Annotated in this window: 11 protein-coding genes; 3 read left to right on the plus strand and 8 right to left on the minus strand. The window is 73.5% G+C overall.

Annotated features, from left to right (window positions below; all coding sequences use genetic code 11):
• Nucleotides 1-10: 10 nt before the first annotated feature.
• Nucleotides 11-1213, plus strand: a complete 1203-nt coding sequence (locus E1283_RS19205) for an aminotransferase-like domain-containing protein (RefSeq protein ID WP_132819320.1) — start codon at nt 11-13, stop codon at nt 1211-1213.
• A 558-nt stretch (nt 1214-1771) separates the two neighbouring features.
• On the opposite strand, the gene rpmB is transcribed toward E1283_RS19205, so the two are convergent.
• Nucleotides 1772-1999, minus strand: a complete 228-nt coding sequence (rpmB, locus tag E1283_RS19210) for a 50S ribosomal protein L28 (protein ID WP_132819321.1) — start codon at nt 1997-1999, stop codon at nt 1772-1774.
• A 247-nt stretch (nt 2000-2246) separates the two neighbouring features.
• Entirely contained in the window at nt 2247-2936 is a 690-nt protein-coding gene (locus E1283_RS19215; RefSeq protein ID WP_132819322.1) for a DUF4232 domain-containing protein, read from the minus strand.
• Between the two features lie 203 nt (nt 2937-3139).
• Between E1283_RS19215 and E1283_RS19220 the strand changes: the two genes are divergently transcribed.
• Entirely contained in the window at nt 3140-4267 is a 1128-nt protein-coding gene (locus E1283_RS19220; RefSeq protein WP_132819323.1) for a helix-turn-helix domain-containing protein, read from the plus strand.
• Nucleotides 4268-4286: 19 nt separating this feature from the next.
• On the opposite strand, the gene E1283_RS19225 is transcribed toward E1283_RS19220, so the two are convergent.
• From E1283_RS19225 to E1283_RS19250, 6 genes are all read right to left on the minus strand, one after another.
• Nucleotides 4287-5270 carry a hypothetical protein gene (locus E1283_RS19225; protein ID WP_132819324.1) on the minus strand — a complete coding sequence of 328 codons (984 nt, stop codon included), beginning with the start codon at nt 5268-5270 and terminating at the stop codon, nt 4287-4289.
• Nucleotides 5270-5971, minus strand: coding sequence for a hypothetical protein (locus E1283_RS19230; protein ID WP_132819325.1), 702 nt, complete (start codon nt 5969-5971; stop codon nt 5270-5272). The genes E1283_RS19225 and E1283_RS19230 overlap by 1 nt, the downstream gene beginning before the upstream one ends.
• Nucleotides 5968-7263, minus strand: coding sequence for a putative T7SS-secreted protein (locus E1283_RS19235; protein WP_132819326.1), 1296 nt, complete (start codon nt 7261-7263; stop codon nt 5968-5970). Before E1283_RS19235 ends, E1283_RS19230 begins: the two co-directional genes overlap by 4 nt.
• Nucleotides 7264-7271: 8 nt before the next feature.
• On the minus strand, nt 7272-7577 hold the full coding sequence (locus E1283_RS19240) for a hypothetical protein (RefSeq protein WP_132819327.1): 306 nt from the start codon (nt 7575-7577) through the stop codon (nt 7272-7274).
• 195 nt (nt 7578-7772) lie between these two features.
• Nucleotides 7773-10643, minus strand: coding sequence for a family 43 glycosylhydrolase (locus E1283_RS19245; RefSeq protein ID WP_132819328.1), 2871 nt, complete (start codon nt 10641-10643; stop codon nt 7773-7775).
• Nucleotides 10644-10755: 112 nt separating this feature from the next.
• Nucleotides 10756-11262, minus strand: coding sequence for a hypothetical protein (locus E1283_RS19250; protein WP_132819329.1), 507 nt, complete (start codon nt 11260-11262; stop codon nt 10756-10758).
• Nucleotides 11263-11539: 277 nt separating this feature from the next.
• Here E1283_RS19250 and E1283_RS19255 point away from each other — a divergent pair, with 277 nt between their 5' ends.
• A complete protein-coding gene (locus E1283_RS19255) occupies nt 11540-13204 on the plus strand; it encodes a purple acid phosphatase family protein (RefSeq protein WP_243744947.1) in 1665 nt (554 codons plus the stop codon).
• Nucleotides 13205-13288 lie beyond the last annotated feature (84 nt).

Consider the following 13288-nt stretch of genomic DNA (forward strand, 5'->3'; position numbering starts at 1 on the left):
AAGAGACAGCATGAACCCCGTGCCGCTCGCCACCCGCGCCCCCGTCCCCCCGCTCGCCGGGCGGGTGGCGGCGGTAGGGGCGTCGCCGGTGCGGGAGATCCTGGCGTTGACGGCGCGGCCCGAGGTGATCTCGTTCGCCGGTGGGCTGCCGGCGCCCGAGCTCTTCGACGACGCCGCGATCCGGGCCGCGTACGACCGGGTGCTCGCCGAGGCGCCGCGGAAGGTGCTCCAGTACGCGACGACCGAGGGCGACCCGGCGCTGCGCGCCGCCGTCGCGGGCCGGCTGGGCCGGCGCGGGCTCCCGACGGAGCCCGACGACCTGCTGATCACGGCCGGCTCGCAGCAGGCGCTCGCCATCCTCGCCACCGCGCTGCTCGAACCCGGCGACGTGGTGCTCGTCGAGGACCCGACCTACCTCGCCGCCCTCCAGTGCTTCGGCTTCGCCGGTGCCCGGGTGCTGCCGGTGCCCTGCGACGCGGACGGCGTCGACCCGGCGGCGCTCGAGCGGCTGATCGTCGCCGAGCGGCCCAAACTGCTGTACCTGATACCGACGTTCCACAACCCGACGGGCCGCACCATGCCGGCCAAACAGCGGCGCGCGGTCGCGGACTCCGCGGCGCGGCACGGGATCTGGCTCGTCGAGGACGACCCGTACGGCGAACTGCGGTTCGAGGGCGAGCCGGCGCCGTGGCTCGCGTCGTTCCCCGATGTCGAGGACCGGGCGGTGCTGCTCGGCAGCTTCTCCAAGATCATGGCCCCCGGCATGCGCCTCGGCTGGCTGCGCGCCCCCGCCGCGCTACGACGCGCCTGCGTGATCGCCAAGCAGGCCGCCGACCTGCACTCGTCCACCGTGGACCAGGCCGCGGCCGCCCGCTACCTCGCCGACAGCGACCTGGACGCGCACCTCGCGCGGGTCCGCGCCGCCTACCGCGAGCGCCGGGACGCCCTGCTCGCCGGGCTGCCGGCGGCACTGCCGGCGGGCAGCACCTGGAACCGCCCGACGGGCGGCATGTTCGTCTGGGCCCGCCTCCCGGCCGGCCACGACGCCACCGCGCTGCTGCGCACGGCCATCGACCACGACGTGGCCTACGTGCCGGGCGCGCCCTTCTACGCGGGCCCGGCCGATCCGACGACGCTGCGGCTGTCGTTCACCACGCACACCCCCGACGAGATCGCGGAGGGCCTGCGCCGGCTGGGCCGCGCCCTGCGCTGAGGGGCCACCCGGCGTCCTTCGCCGCCCGAGCCGCGCGCCCTGTCGGAGCCGGCGGACCGGCTCCAGCGCCCCGGCTCGGTGGCCCTGGCCCTGGCCGGCCCGAGGTGGCCGAGGCGCTCGCGGCGCTCGGGGAACGAGCGGACCGCGACGGCCTGCTGGAGCTGGTGCGGCCAGCCGACGGGCGGGCCGTCCACCGCCTTGACAAGGTGCTGGCGACACTGGCGGACCGCGCGCTGGTGTGGGCGACGGACTCCGGCGAACTGCACATGACCGCCATGCCGCGGCAGGCGTGGGAGACCCCGCTGGGCCTCGACCGCCCCCTGGAGGAGCTGTTCGCGGCGGCGCCGTCGAAGGAGCCGCGCGGCACCCTGGCCGAGCTCGGGCTGAAGGCACCCGACGAAGGAACCGAGCCGCGACCGCGTCTTCGCGCTCGGCCGCATCGAGAGCGTCATGCCGGCGGCCGCGGCCCTCTCATAGCCGGACGCCGTGCCGATCCACTGCCCGGGCGAACCGGGCGCTGGATCGACACGGCGTCGGAGTCCGTGTCCCTGGGAGCGGTCAGGCCGCCTGGGACCGGCGGGTCACCTTGCCGCTCTTCAGGCAGGAGGTGCAGACCTTCACCCGCTGCGGCGTACCGTCGACGACCGCCCGCACGGACTGAATGTTCGGGGTGAACTTACGCGGCGACCGCGCCTTGACCCGACGCGCGATGGCGTTCTTGCCGAGACGGGAGACCCTGTTGCCGAAGGAGGGTTCCTTGGCGCACACATCGCAACGGTTAGACATTCGACTACTCTCCGTACGGGACCGGTCCTAGGTACTGCAACGACAACGAGCCCTCAGCGGGCATACATCCCTTGAGTCTAAGGCACGCCCCACCGTGCCTTGGACCGCCCGGGGCGGTTCCGGCCCCCGAGGCACCCGCCCCAACGCGCGAGCGGGTGGTGAGCCGGTGCCTCCCGTAGTCGGCCTCAGCTCGCCACCCGCGCTTCGCGGCACGCCCCATCGTGCCCCTCTGACCCCCTCGGGCCGGCTACCACATGAGGGCGGAGTCCATGTCGGTCTGCCAGTAGGTGACGGCGGCCGCGTCGCCGACGAACACCTCGCCGCCCGGCAGCGCCAGGTCGACGTACTCACCCACCATGTTTCCGTTCACGTCCATGAAGGTGAGGACCATGGAGGTCGAGGTGTAGCCCTCTGCCGAGTCGGCGGCCGAGGTGATCACGCCGGCGTACGCGGAGTCACCCGGCTGGAGCGAGACCACGGACTGGGGAACGCTGTCGTCGACGACCGGCAGCGGGCCCTGGGAGTTGTCGAACCCGATGAGGGGGTAGCTGTAGGCGTCGCACACCTCGTCGCCGGTGTTGGTGACGGTGAGCAGCAGGTGGTTGATGGGCCGCTCGACCGGGGAGACGGTCACCTGGGTGTTCTGGTCGGCGCAGGGGATGATGGCCACCTCGTCGCCGGCCTCGCCGTCCTCGCCCTGGCCGCCGCCCTCGACGATGTTCTCGCCGCCCTCCTCGTCGGGCTGGCCGCTGTCGTCCGTGGCGCCGTCGTCGCCACCGTCGCTGCCGCCGTCCTGCTCGGCGGGCGCCTCGGTCTGACCGCCGCCGCCGATCTCCGCGAGCTCGTCGTCCTCGCAGGCGGTGAGTGAGAGGGCGGCCACGGCGGCGACGGCGGCGACGAGGGTCCGGGTGCGGCGGCGGAGGGTGAAGGCGTTCATGTCGTGTGCTGCTTTCTCGAGTGGCTGTCAGGTGCTTGTCGGCGGCGAGTCACCGCCGGACGACCACAGATTGGGCCGGGTTCTGTCCCGCCCACCAGCGACGATGGCCGGGACGGGGGGATGGGACGTTCGAACGGCCGGTGAGCTGGGAGGATGTGAGCCGCGTCGAATGTCCAGCCGGGACGCGGAAACGAGGGGGACACGTGACAGCGGAGGCGGAGACCGCCGATCTGGGAGTGCTGCTCGAGGAGTTGAAGGGACGCTCCGGGCTGAGCTACGGCACACTCGCCAAGCGGCTGCACATGAGCGCCTCGACGCTGCACCGCTACTGCAAGGGGGACGGGCTGCCGCCCGAGTTCGCGACCGTGGAGCGGTTCGCTCGGCTGTGCAGGGCGACGCCCGAGGAACTGATGGAGCTGCACCGGCGGTGGATCGCGGCCGACACGGCGCGCGAACGGCAACGGGAACGGCGGGCGCCCGAGTCCGAGCCACCCGCCGTCGCGCCCCCCGCGCCGCAGCCGCCCGCCTCCACTCCCACGCCACCGCCTCCACCACCCGCCCGCCGGCGCGGGCGGACCGTGCTGCTCGTCGGCGCCGCCGCCCTGGCCGTGGCGCTGACCGTCACCGGCGCGGTATGGCTCGCCTCGTCCGGCGACGACGCGTCGGACGCGGGCGATTCCGGCGACACGACGGCGGACGCGGGGGCGGGCGGCGACGGCGAGCCGGCGCCGGTGACGGTCGCCGCCCGCCCGCACGCGTTCCAGGAAGACTCCCCCTGCGGCAACTGGTACCTCGTCGACGCGGAGCCCGAGCAGGTGCCCCCGCCACCCGACGAGGCGGCCGCGCCCGGCTGGGCCGCCGCGATGGGTGCCGTCTCGGCCGACGAGCAGTACGTCGAGCTCACCATCCAGAGCACGGGCGACGAGACGGTGGTGTTGCGGGAGTTGCGGGTCCGGGTGTCCAGGGCCGAGGACCCGCTTCCCTGGAACCTCTTCACCGGGTACGGCGCCTGCGGCGGCGGTCCGGTGGAGACCACCGCCTTCGACATCGACCTGGACGCGGCCGCCCCGGAACCCACCGCGGCCGGGGACCAGCCGGAGCTCCCGCTGTGGGTGGACGAGACCGACCCGCTGGTCGTGTACATCACCGCGAGCACCGAGGCGCACGACGTCGACTGGTTCCTGGAGCTCGACTGGGCGAGCGGCGACCGCGAGGGCGTGCTGCGGATCGACGACGAGGGCCAGCCGTTCCGCACCAGCGCCACCGAAGGCCAGCCGGGGTGGTCGTTCCCCATCGGCGGCACCGAGTGGTACACCCACGACACCGAGTGAGCCGCGCGCCGACCAGGACCTAACCGGCGGTGCGCACCGTGACCGCGACGAGCGCGACCAGCACCAGGCCCAGCAGGGTCACGGTGCCCGGGCCGACGTGGCGCCAGTACCAGACGCGGAGCGGCGAGGCGCCGGCCGGGAGTCCGCGCAGGACGTCGGCCGGCGAGTGGGCCGGCAGGCCGAGGCGGCGCCAGAGCGGGCCGCCGAGCGCCAGCCACAGCCGTTGGGTGTGGAGGGCGGGGAACCGCCACGGCGCGACCCCGGCGCCGGTGGTGAGCCGGTGCCCGCGGTAGGCGAGTTCGGCGCGCCAGCCGCGCCGCTGGGTGCGGGTGACGCGGCGCGGCGGGTCGACGGCGCGCAGGTAGGCGATCCGCAGCGCGGGCCCGGCGCCGGCCAGCAGGACGGCGAGGGGCAGCAGCATCCCCCACAGTTCCGGCGAGGCGACGACGGCGAGCGGCACCACGACGGCCAGCGGGGCGAGGACGCCGGTCAGGACCAACGCGGCCAGCAGCCACGGGAGTCCACGGCCGGCCCGGCGGGCGACGCGGCCCGCGTCGCCCGGCGCGGTGAGCGCGGCGTCGGCGTCGGCCTCGGCGATCCACCGGTGCACGTCGTCGATGCCGGCCCAGTCCGACGAGGCGGTGGCGGCGGGCGGCAGCGCGTACAACGAGTCCAGCAGGCCGTCCCGCTCGCGCCGTACGGCCCGGCACTCCTCGCCCACCGGGCCGTAAGGGGTGGTGAGCCGCCGCACCGCGCGCCAGGCCAGCGCGCCCGCGCCGGCGCCCGCCGGGAGGGTGAGCAGCGCGAACCAGCCGAGCCCCGCCGGGTCGAGGAGCGGCGTCACGGCCAGCACGGCGACGGCGGTGGCCGCCGCCGTGGCGCCGAGCGCCCCGAGCCAGGCGCCGGCGCCGACCCGCCGCAGGTGCTCCGCGTCCAGCTCGGTCAGCCGGACGGTCAGGGCCCGGTGCATGGCCAGCAGCGGCTCGTGCCGCCCGGGGGACATCAGCCGGCCTCCGCCGCCGGTTCGGGGAGCGCGCCGTCGAACTCGAGGGTGCGCCCGATGTGCGCCAGGTGGGCGCCGAACAGGTCGAGGTGGTCGAGGCTGGGCGTGAACACCGTGACGTACAGGCAGTACGCGGCCGGGGCCGGCACGATGAGCTGGTGGGTGGCGATGCCGAGACGGGCCTCGCGCCCCGGGTCCTCGGCGGACGGCAGCAGCATGGCCCGCAGCGAGGTGACCGAGACGGCGGGGCCGCAGGGCAGCCGGGCGGCCAGCAGGGTGTCCTCCGGGCCCTGGACCCCCTTGACCGAGGCCCGGTCGATCTCGGTCAGCTCGGGCTCCCGCCCCGGGGTGCCCGCGAAGTAGGACTCCTTGAGGCCGCGGTAGATGCCCTCCGCGGCCGCGAGGTCGTGGTCGTGGCCGGTGTGTTCGACCGAGACGATCAGCACGCCCAGCACCATCGACTCGTCGCGGTGGCCGACGCAGAGCGCGGTGCGCACGGTGTTGTGCGTGGTGAGCTTGTCGTGCGCCTCGCACAGCACGGCGGCACTGACCGCCAGTTGGGCCTCGTCGGACGCCGGCAGCAGCTCCTTGAGCGCCGCCTGCCAGTCCTCCGCCGAGCCGCCGGTCGGCAGTGGCACGTAGTCGTCGGGGACCTCGCAGGTGAAGTGGTAGCCGAACCCGGACCGGGGCGTCGTCGTCACGCGGCGGTCACCAGGCCGTCCTGCTCCAGGCCGTTCGCGAACGCGTCGCTCGCCGCGGTCAGCCGCTGCGGCGGGCTGAACCGGGCCGCGTTGGCCTGGCCTCCGTCGCCGCTGTGCTGGGACCACAGGTCGCCGAGGGTGCTGAACGGCGCGAGGAAGGGGACCGAGAAGTTGCGGCCCAGGTCGGTGTAGGCCGCCCCGTTGCCGCCGACCGTACCGGTCCAGTTCAGGCCGTTGCCGACGCCGACCAGGCTCCAGCCGCGCATCGTGACCCCGACGCCGCGGAACCACTGCCCGAGGCCGGCCAGCCGGCCGGGGCCGCCCACCGCCTGGGCGAAGCCGGCGGCCCGCATCCCCTGCCCGGCGGCGACGCCCGCCCGGCCGGCGGCGACCACCCGGCCGGCGCCCACGCCGAGAGCGCCGCCGAGCACGCCGACGGCGTCGCAGACGATGGTGTCCCAGCCGATGTCCTCGCCGCCGGCCTTGGCCGCGACGTGGAAGCCGAGGGCGAGGGTCGAGGCGACGAGGGCGGCCATCACCAGCCAGCCGGCGGGGTTGGAGAACAGCATGATGATCATGCAGAGGGTGCCGAGCACCATGGCGATGTTGGAGAACAGGTCGCCGATCGCCCGCCACACCGCCGGGTCGGCGAGGAACTCGATGACGTCGGCCAGGAAGTCGCCGATGTCCTCCAGCGCGCTGCCGATCCGGTCCAGCAGGTCGGGCTCGGGCGGGGCGGACTCGCCGGCCCGCCGCAACTGGCGCGCGGTGTCGTCGGCCGCCGAGACGAACTCGGCGTTCAGGCCCTCGGCGCGCGAACGTATCGCCGCCAGGCCGGCGTTGGCGGTGGAGAGCCGGTTGCCCGCCCGCTCCGCGTCGTCCTCGTGCCGGCCGCGTTCGTCGTCCGTCATGCCCGCGGTGTCGGTCGGCATGCCGTCCACGGCGACCCGCGCGGCGTCGGCGGCGGCCTGCGCCGAGGCCGCCTCCTCCTCCAACGCCCGCGCCCGTGCCTGGAACCCGGCCAGCTCGCCGGCCCAGCCGCTCAGCGCGCGGGCGGCGACGTCCATGGCCGTCACGGCGCGGTCGAGTTGGGGCGGCACCTCGGAGAACGCGTCCCCGAACGCGTCGGCGGCGCGGCCGACCCAGATGCCGTCGGTGGTGTTGATCGAGGTCAGGGTGGTGTGCGTGCTCGAACTCCGCGCGGTGACCTCACGCATGGTGCCGGCCAGCGCGTCCGCGATGGTCACGTCGCCGGGGCAGGGGTCGAACCCGAGGTGTGGGTACTCGGCCATCTTCGCGCTCAACTCCCCGCCCCGGTCCTGGCCTCGCGGGCCGTCCGCTCCAGGTCCTGGTCGGCCTGGGTGAACGCGTCGGCCGCGTTGTTGGCGACGTCCCCGATGCCGCGGGTCAGGTCGGACAGCTGCCCGAAGCCGTAGTCCCACGAGTCGGCGAAGTCCTCGCACTGGCCGGCGAGGCCCGGCGTGCCGATCTCCCCCGCCTCGGTGTTCGCCAACCGCCGCGAGGCCGACCGCAACTCCTCGCCGCTGGCGGCGAGTTGCCTGGCCATCTCCCTGACGTCGTCTTCCATGAAACGTAGAAACGACATGGCTTTCCGTGCTCCCCCGTAACGATGTCCACGGCCCGCCCCGGCGCGTTCCCGGAGGCGGGTGTTCCGCCTGCCCGTCAATGACCGACCGGTGATTTCGCCATCGTATTGACGCCGAATCCTCAGGGCGGCCTCAAGGCGCAACACGTGCGTCACGACCCGGTGACAGAACGACACGACCGAGGTCGTCGAGGTTCAGCGGATCCGCTGCGGTCGGACGCTCTCCAGGGTCGGGCGGACGGGTTGGAGCAGTCCTTCGCGGGAGAAGGTGAGCCGGTCGATGGTGGTCTCGCGGTGGGTGCCGTCGCCGTCCGGGATGGCGAAGCGGTGGTAGGCGATGTACCAGTCGTCCGTGCCCGGCACCTGGAGCACCGAGTTGTGGCCGGTGCCGAGGACGCCGAGCGAGGAGTCACGCTGGAGGATCACGCCGTGGTACGTGAAGGGCCCGTACGGGCTGTCCGACGTGGCGTAGCCGACCCGGTAGTTCGGGCTGCGGGTGTCGTCGATCGAGTAGGTGAGGTGGTAGCGGCCGGCGCGCTCGACCATGAACAGGCCCTCGCGGAAGTCCGGCAGGTCGGGGATCCGGCGCACCTCGGCCGGGTCGAAGGACACCATGTCGTCGGCGAGCGGGACGACCCAGGCCGAGCCGTTGCCCCAGTAGAGGTACGACTGGCCGTCCCGGTCGGTGAAGACGGCCGGGTCGATGGGCTGGCCGCCGCCGTCGGGGTTGGCCGCGATCAGCGGGGCGCCGGAGTCGGTGAACGGGCCGGTCGGGGAGTCGCTCACCGCGACGCCGATCTTCGCGTCGGCGCAGTAGTAGAAGTAGTAGCGCCCGTCGCGCTCGGCGATGGTGGGGGCCCAGGCGCGGGAGTCGGCCCAGGAGACGTCGGGCCCGAGGTCCAGGATCACGCCGTGGTCGCGCCAGTTCACCAGGTCCTTCGACGACCAGGCGCTGAACGTGGTGCCGCTCCAGCCGGGGAAGCCGTCCGTGGTGGCGTACAGGTAGTAGGTGTCGCCGAACGCCACGATGTTGGGGTCCGCGGTGAGCCCGGGCAGCACCGGGCTGCGCATCTCCACCGCGCGGACGGTCCAGGCCCGGGTGGCGCCCTCGGCCGAGGTGACGGTGTAGGTGACCGGCCGGCGCAGGTCGACGGGCCGGTCGCCGCGCGGCGAGATCCGGGCGCCGGGCGCGAGGGTGAACTCCGGGCGCAGCCGGCGGAGATCGGTGCCCGGCTCGACGGGCAGGGTGACGGTGCCGGTGGGTGAGTCGATCACCGCGGGCACCCGGAGCGCGGGCAGGTCGACGGCCCGGACGGTGGTCGCGTTGGCGGGCAGCGCGGCGATCTCGTCGACGGACAGCGCCCGGTTGTGGAGGCGGACGTCCCGCATCGAGCCGCGGAAGCGGGCGTCCGCCGAGTACTGCGAGCGGCCCAGGTAGTTGGCGGTGGTGCGGCCGCCGGCGATGTCCGAGGGGCGGAGCGTCATCGCGTCGTTGCGCGCCGCCTCGACCCCGTCGAGGTAGAGCACGGCCGTCGAACCGTGGATGGTGTAGGCGACGTTCACCCAGCGGCCGCGCGGCAGGCCGCCGGCCGAGGCGGCCTGTTGTTCCCGCGTCCAGTCGCCGTCGGAGAGCGCGGCGCGGAAGCCGCTCTCCTCGGTGCCGCCGGTGGCGAAGAGGTAGCCGTCACCGCGGCCGTCGGCGGCGGTGTTGCCGAAGCCGAAGAGGAAGTAGGGGGCGCGTTGGGCGGGATCGACGAGGACGTCGGCGGAGACGGTCACCGCGTCGACGCCGGAGAGCAGGTCGTTCGGCAGCCGGACGTGTCCCTCGGTGCCGCCGAAGGCGAGCGCGCCGTCCCGCCAGGAGACGTCGCCCGCGGTGGTGCCGTCGTAGCCGTGTCCCGAGGCGTCGGCCGCGGTGCCGTCCAGCGGCCAGTGCGCGACCAACCCGTCCTCGTCCGCCCGCACCGGCGGCACGCCCCAGCGCTCGGCGAGCCGGTCGTACTCGGCCTGGGTGACGGGCAGCACGGTGCCGTGCCGGGGTGAGGCGGGCAGCCGGTAGCCGGTGGACTCGGTCCACCGGCCGGACGCCAGGTCGGTGGTCTCGAACGGGACGTAGCCGCGGCCGCCGAACTCGTCGATGAACAGGTACCACTTCTCCTCGGTGTTGGACCGGAAGACGGTGGGCCCCTCGCCCTGCGACAGGGCGCCGCGGCCGAGGCAGTCGGCGACGAAGTCCCAGGCGGGGTCGAGGAGATCGGTGGAGCTCTCCTGGGTGACGAACTTGCTGCACGGGGTGGACGAGGACGGGTTCCGCTCGTCCTTGGTGAAGCGGTGGAAGACGCCGTCGTCCTCGATCACCGTGGAGTCGATCACCGAGTAGCCGGGGTCGTGCCAGGTCTCGGGCTCGCTGAACGTGCGGAAGTCGCTGGTGGTCGCGTACAGCATGCGGTTGTGGGTGTCGCCCGTGTGGTCCGGGTCGTTCGCGGCGTACACCTTGGACGCCCAGAAGACGACGTACGCGTTCCGCTCCGGGTCCCAGTACGCCTCGGGCGCCCAGACGTTGCCCGCGGTGGGCGGGGCCACCTCGACCGAGCGCTGCGCGGACCAGTTCACCAGGTCCGTCGACTCCCACACCATGATCGACCGGCTGCCGTGCCGCTGCACCCCGTCCCAGTCGCCGTCGCCGTGCATCCGCAGGTCGGTGGCGATCAGGTAGAACCGGTCCCCGGCGGGCGAGCGGATCACGAACGGGTCGCGCACGCCCAGGTCGCCGAGGGTGGAGGTGAGGACCGGGTTCCCGCCGTTGAGCTCCCGCCAGTTGAGGGGGTCGTTGCCGCGGCTGAGCGCGAAGTGGACCTGCTCGCCGTCGGCCGTGCCCTCTCCCGTGAAGTAGGTGAAGAGGTAGCCGGCATAGGGCTCGGCGGAAGAGTCGGCAGAGGGCTCGGCGTACGGCTCGGCGTCGGGGGCGGCGTGCGCCGGCGCGGGGAGGGTGAGGAGCGCCGCCAGGAGCACCAACGCGCCGCCGAGCGCGGCGGCGAGACGGGACAACGGTCGTGTGGGGGGCATACGCCCCAGTATTCGAAATGACCGACCACGGTCAAGACCTCGCGCGCACAGAGGCACAGGGTCACACAGAACCGAACACGCGTGGTGGGGTGCCGCTCGGGCCGACGGCAGCTCAGGCCAACGGCAGCAGCGACTCGGTGAGTCGGACCCCCGGCCGGTAGACCACGCACATCACGTCACGGTCGCCGAGTCCCCAGGTGCGCTCGGTCGGGAGCACCGGGTAGAAGTCGAGCCCGGCCGCCGCCTCACCGGGCCAGTAGCTCGCGAAGCCGCGCCCGCAGATCTCCCAGCCGAAGGCGGCGAGCCGCTCGGCGCCGTACGCGTCACCGGCCACGTCCTCCGGGGCGGCCACGAAGCCGTACACCTGGTTGTCGGCGCCCTCGGCACACGGGGTGTAGAGCACCGTGTCCTGGCCCAACACCTCGGAGTACGCCGGGTCGACGAAGCACTCGCCCGCCTCCAGGTCGAACACGCCCCCGGTGTCCGCAGTGATGAACGCGTCGCCCTTCTCGGTCGCCGACCACGTCGGGGCCGCGTCGGCGGCGGGCAGCAGGAGCAGCGCGCACACCGCCGGCACCGCGCCGAACGCCAACCAACTCCGCCGAGGCATCGCCACCATCCGCGTCCGCCTCCCTCAGCCACCGTCCGACGTGCCCGGAAGCTACCGGCCCGCCGCGTGCCGTCGGCGAACGCCCGACGAACGGCCGGCGGCGCCCGGGCGAACCCCCACGCGCCGACCACCGGCCCGCCACACCCGACTCACCTCGCGCGTAAGTGTTCACCGGCCGGCCAGGAAAGACCGGCAAGCCGTTCGGCTGCCCCTGGGTGAATCCAGTCGCCTCCGGCGCGCCGACGCCCGAGGCCCACACCCACCCCCGTGAGGAGTCCTTCGTCCCGTGAGCGACATCCCGAGAGTCTGGGCCACGCGGTCCACCCGTACGAAGGTCGCCGTGCTCGGCACGGCGACGCTCGTCGTCAGCGGACTGCTGGCCGCCCCGATGGCCTTCAGCGACTCGCCGACCCCGCCGACCGAGTACCCGGCCGCCGAGATCCACCGGCCGTCGCCGATGCCCGACCGCGTCGTGCTCACCCCGACCACCGCCCCCGCGACCAGCCAGAACGTGACCTGGCGGGCGGACGCGCCGAACGGCTCGGCCCAGGCCCAGATCCTCCAGGCGCCCCGCGCGCTCGGCGACGTCCGGCCGGCCGAGGGCGACGTCGCCACCGTCATGGCCGTGTCCAGCACGCCGGTCAACACGAGCCTCGGCTACGCCTCGACGTACCACACGGTCAACTTCACCGACCTCCGGCCGGACACCCGCTACACCTACCGGGTGGGCGACGGCGTCAACTGGAGCGAGTGGGTCGACTTCACCACCGCGGCCGAGGGCATCGAGCCGTTCTCCTTCATCTACTACGGCGACGCGCAGAACTACATCGACTCCGCCGTGCCCCGCGTCTTCCGCCAGGCGTTCGCCGACCGGCCCGAGGCGCGACTCGTCGTCAACGCCGGTGACCTCGTCGACTCCCCCAACTCGGAGGAGGAGTGGGGCCAGTGGCACCAGGCCGACGGCTTCATCGACGCCCAGATCAACAACTTCTCGGTGCCCGGCAACCACGAGTACAGCAGCGGCCGGCTCTCGTCGTTCTGGCGGCCGCAGTTCCCGTACCCGGACAACGGTCCGGGCAACGCCGAACTCGACGGCACCGCCTACACGGTGGACTACCAGGGCGTGCGCTTCATCGGCCTGGACTCCAACCTCCAGAACAACCCGACCCTGATGGCCGCCCAGACCGAGTGGCTCGAAGGCCTGCTGCGGGACAACCCCAACAAGTGGACGGTGGTCTCCTTCCACCACCCCGTCTACTCGATGACCGGCACCCGCAACAACCCCAACGTGCGGAACCAGTGGGGCCCGCTGTTCGAGGAGTACGGCGTCGACCTGGTGCTCCAGGGCCACGACCACGCCTACGGCCGCGGCAACCAGGCGGACGCCCGCGAGTCCGTGACGGTGCACAACGGCGTGACGTACGCCGTGTCCGTCTCCGGCGGCAAGATGTACGACCTCAACAACGGCGAGAACTGGACGGACAACGGCGGTGAGATCGTCACCGACGGCCAGGACATGCAGCTCTACCAGCTGATCGACGTCACCGAGGACACCATCCAGTACGAGGCGCGCTACGCCAACGGCGAGCACCACGACGGCTTCCTCATCCGCAAGAACGACGAGGGCGAGCGCACCGTCAACGAGATCCGCACGCCGGAGAACACGGTCGGCGAGCAGGTCACGGTGGACCGGACGTCCGTGCGCCGCGGCGAGCGCGTCCAGGTGGCGGCGTTCGGCTACGACCCGGGTGAGCGCGTCACGGTGCGGCTCCGCGCCGACGGCGACGACGGCCAGGGCCGGACGATCAGGACGGTCACGGCGGACGAGATCGGCCGCGTCTCCTACGCCCTCGACGTGCCCATGTGGGCCCACCGGGGCTCCTCCTACGAGGTGTACCTGACCAGCGAGAACCAGCAAATCGACAGCCCGGCGATCGAGATCACCAGGTAGTTCGTCACGTAGTTCGTCAGGTAGTCCGTCAGATAGTCCGCCCCTTCCCCGGTGCGGCGCCGCCCGCGCGGCGCCGCACCGGGG

Source organism: Streptomyces hainanensis, assembly GCF_004348415.1.
GTDB lineage: Bacteria > Actinomycetota > Actinomycetes > Streptomycetales > Streptomycetaceae > Streptomyces > Streptomyces hainanensis.

Bases quoted from the DNA above. Each gene is read 5' to 3' on its own strand.
- E1283_RS19205 (WP_132819320.1), top strand. From the start codon at position 11: ATGAACCCCGTGCCGCTCGCCACCCGCGCCCCCGTCCCCCCGCTCGCC.
- rpmB (WP_132819321.1), bottom strand. From the start codon at position 1,999: ATGTCTAACCGTTGCGATGTGTGCGCCAAGGAACCCTCCTTCGGCAAC.
- E1283_RS19215 (WP_132819322.1), bottom strand. From the start codon at position 2,936: ATGAACGCCTTCACCCTCCGCCGCCGCACCCGGACCCTCGTCGCCGCC.
- E1283_RS19225 (WP_132819324.1), bottom strand. From the start codon at position 5,270: ATGTCCCCCGGGCGGCACGAGCCGCTGCTGGCCATGCACCGGGCCCTG.
- E1283_RS19235 (WP_132819326.1), bottom strand. From the start codon at position 7,263: ATGGCCGAGTACCCACACCTCGGGTTCGACCCCTGCCCCGGCGACGTG.
- E1283_RS19240 (WP_132819327.1), bottom strand. From the start codon at position 7,577: ATGTCGTTTCTACGTTTCATGGAAGACGACGTCAGGGAGATGGCCAGG.
- E1283_RS19245 (WP_132819328.1), bottom strand. From the start codon at position 10,643: ATGCCCCCCACACGACCGTTGTCCCGTCTCGCCGCCGCGCTCGGCGGC.
- E1283_RS19250 (WP_132819329.1), bottom strand. From the start codon at position 11,262: ATGGTGGCGATGCCTCGGCGGAGTTGGTTGGCGTTCGGCGCGGTGCCG.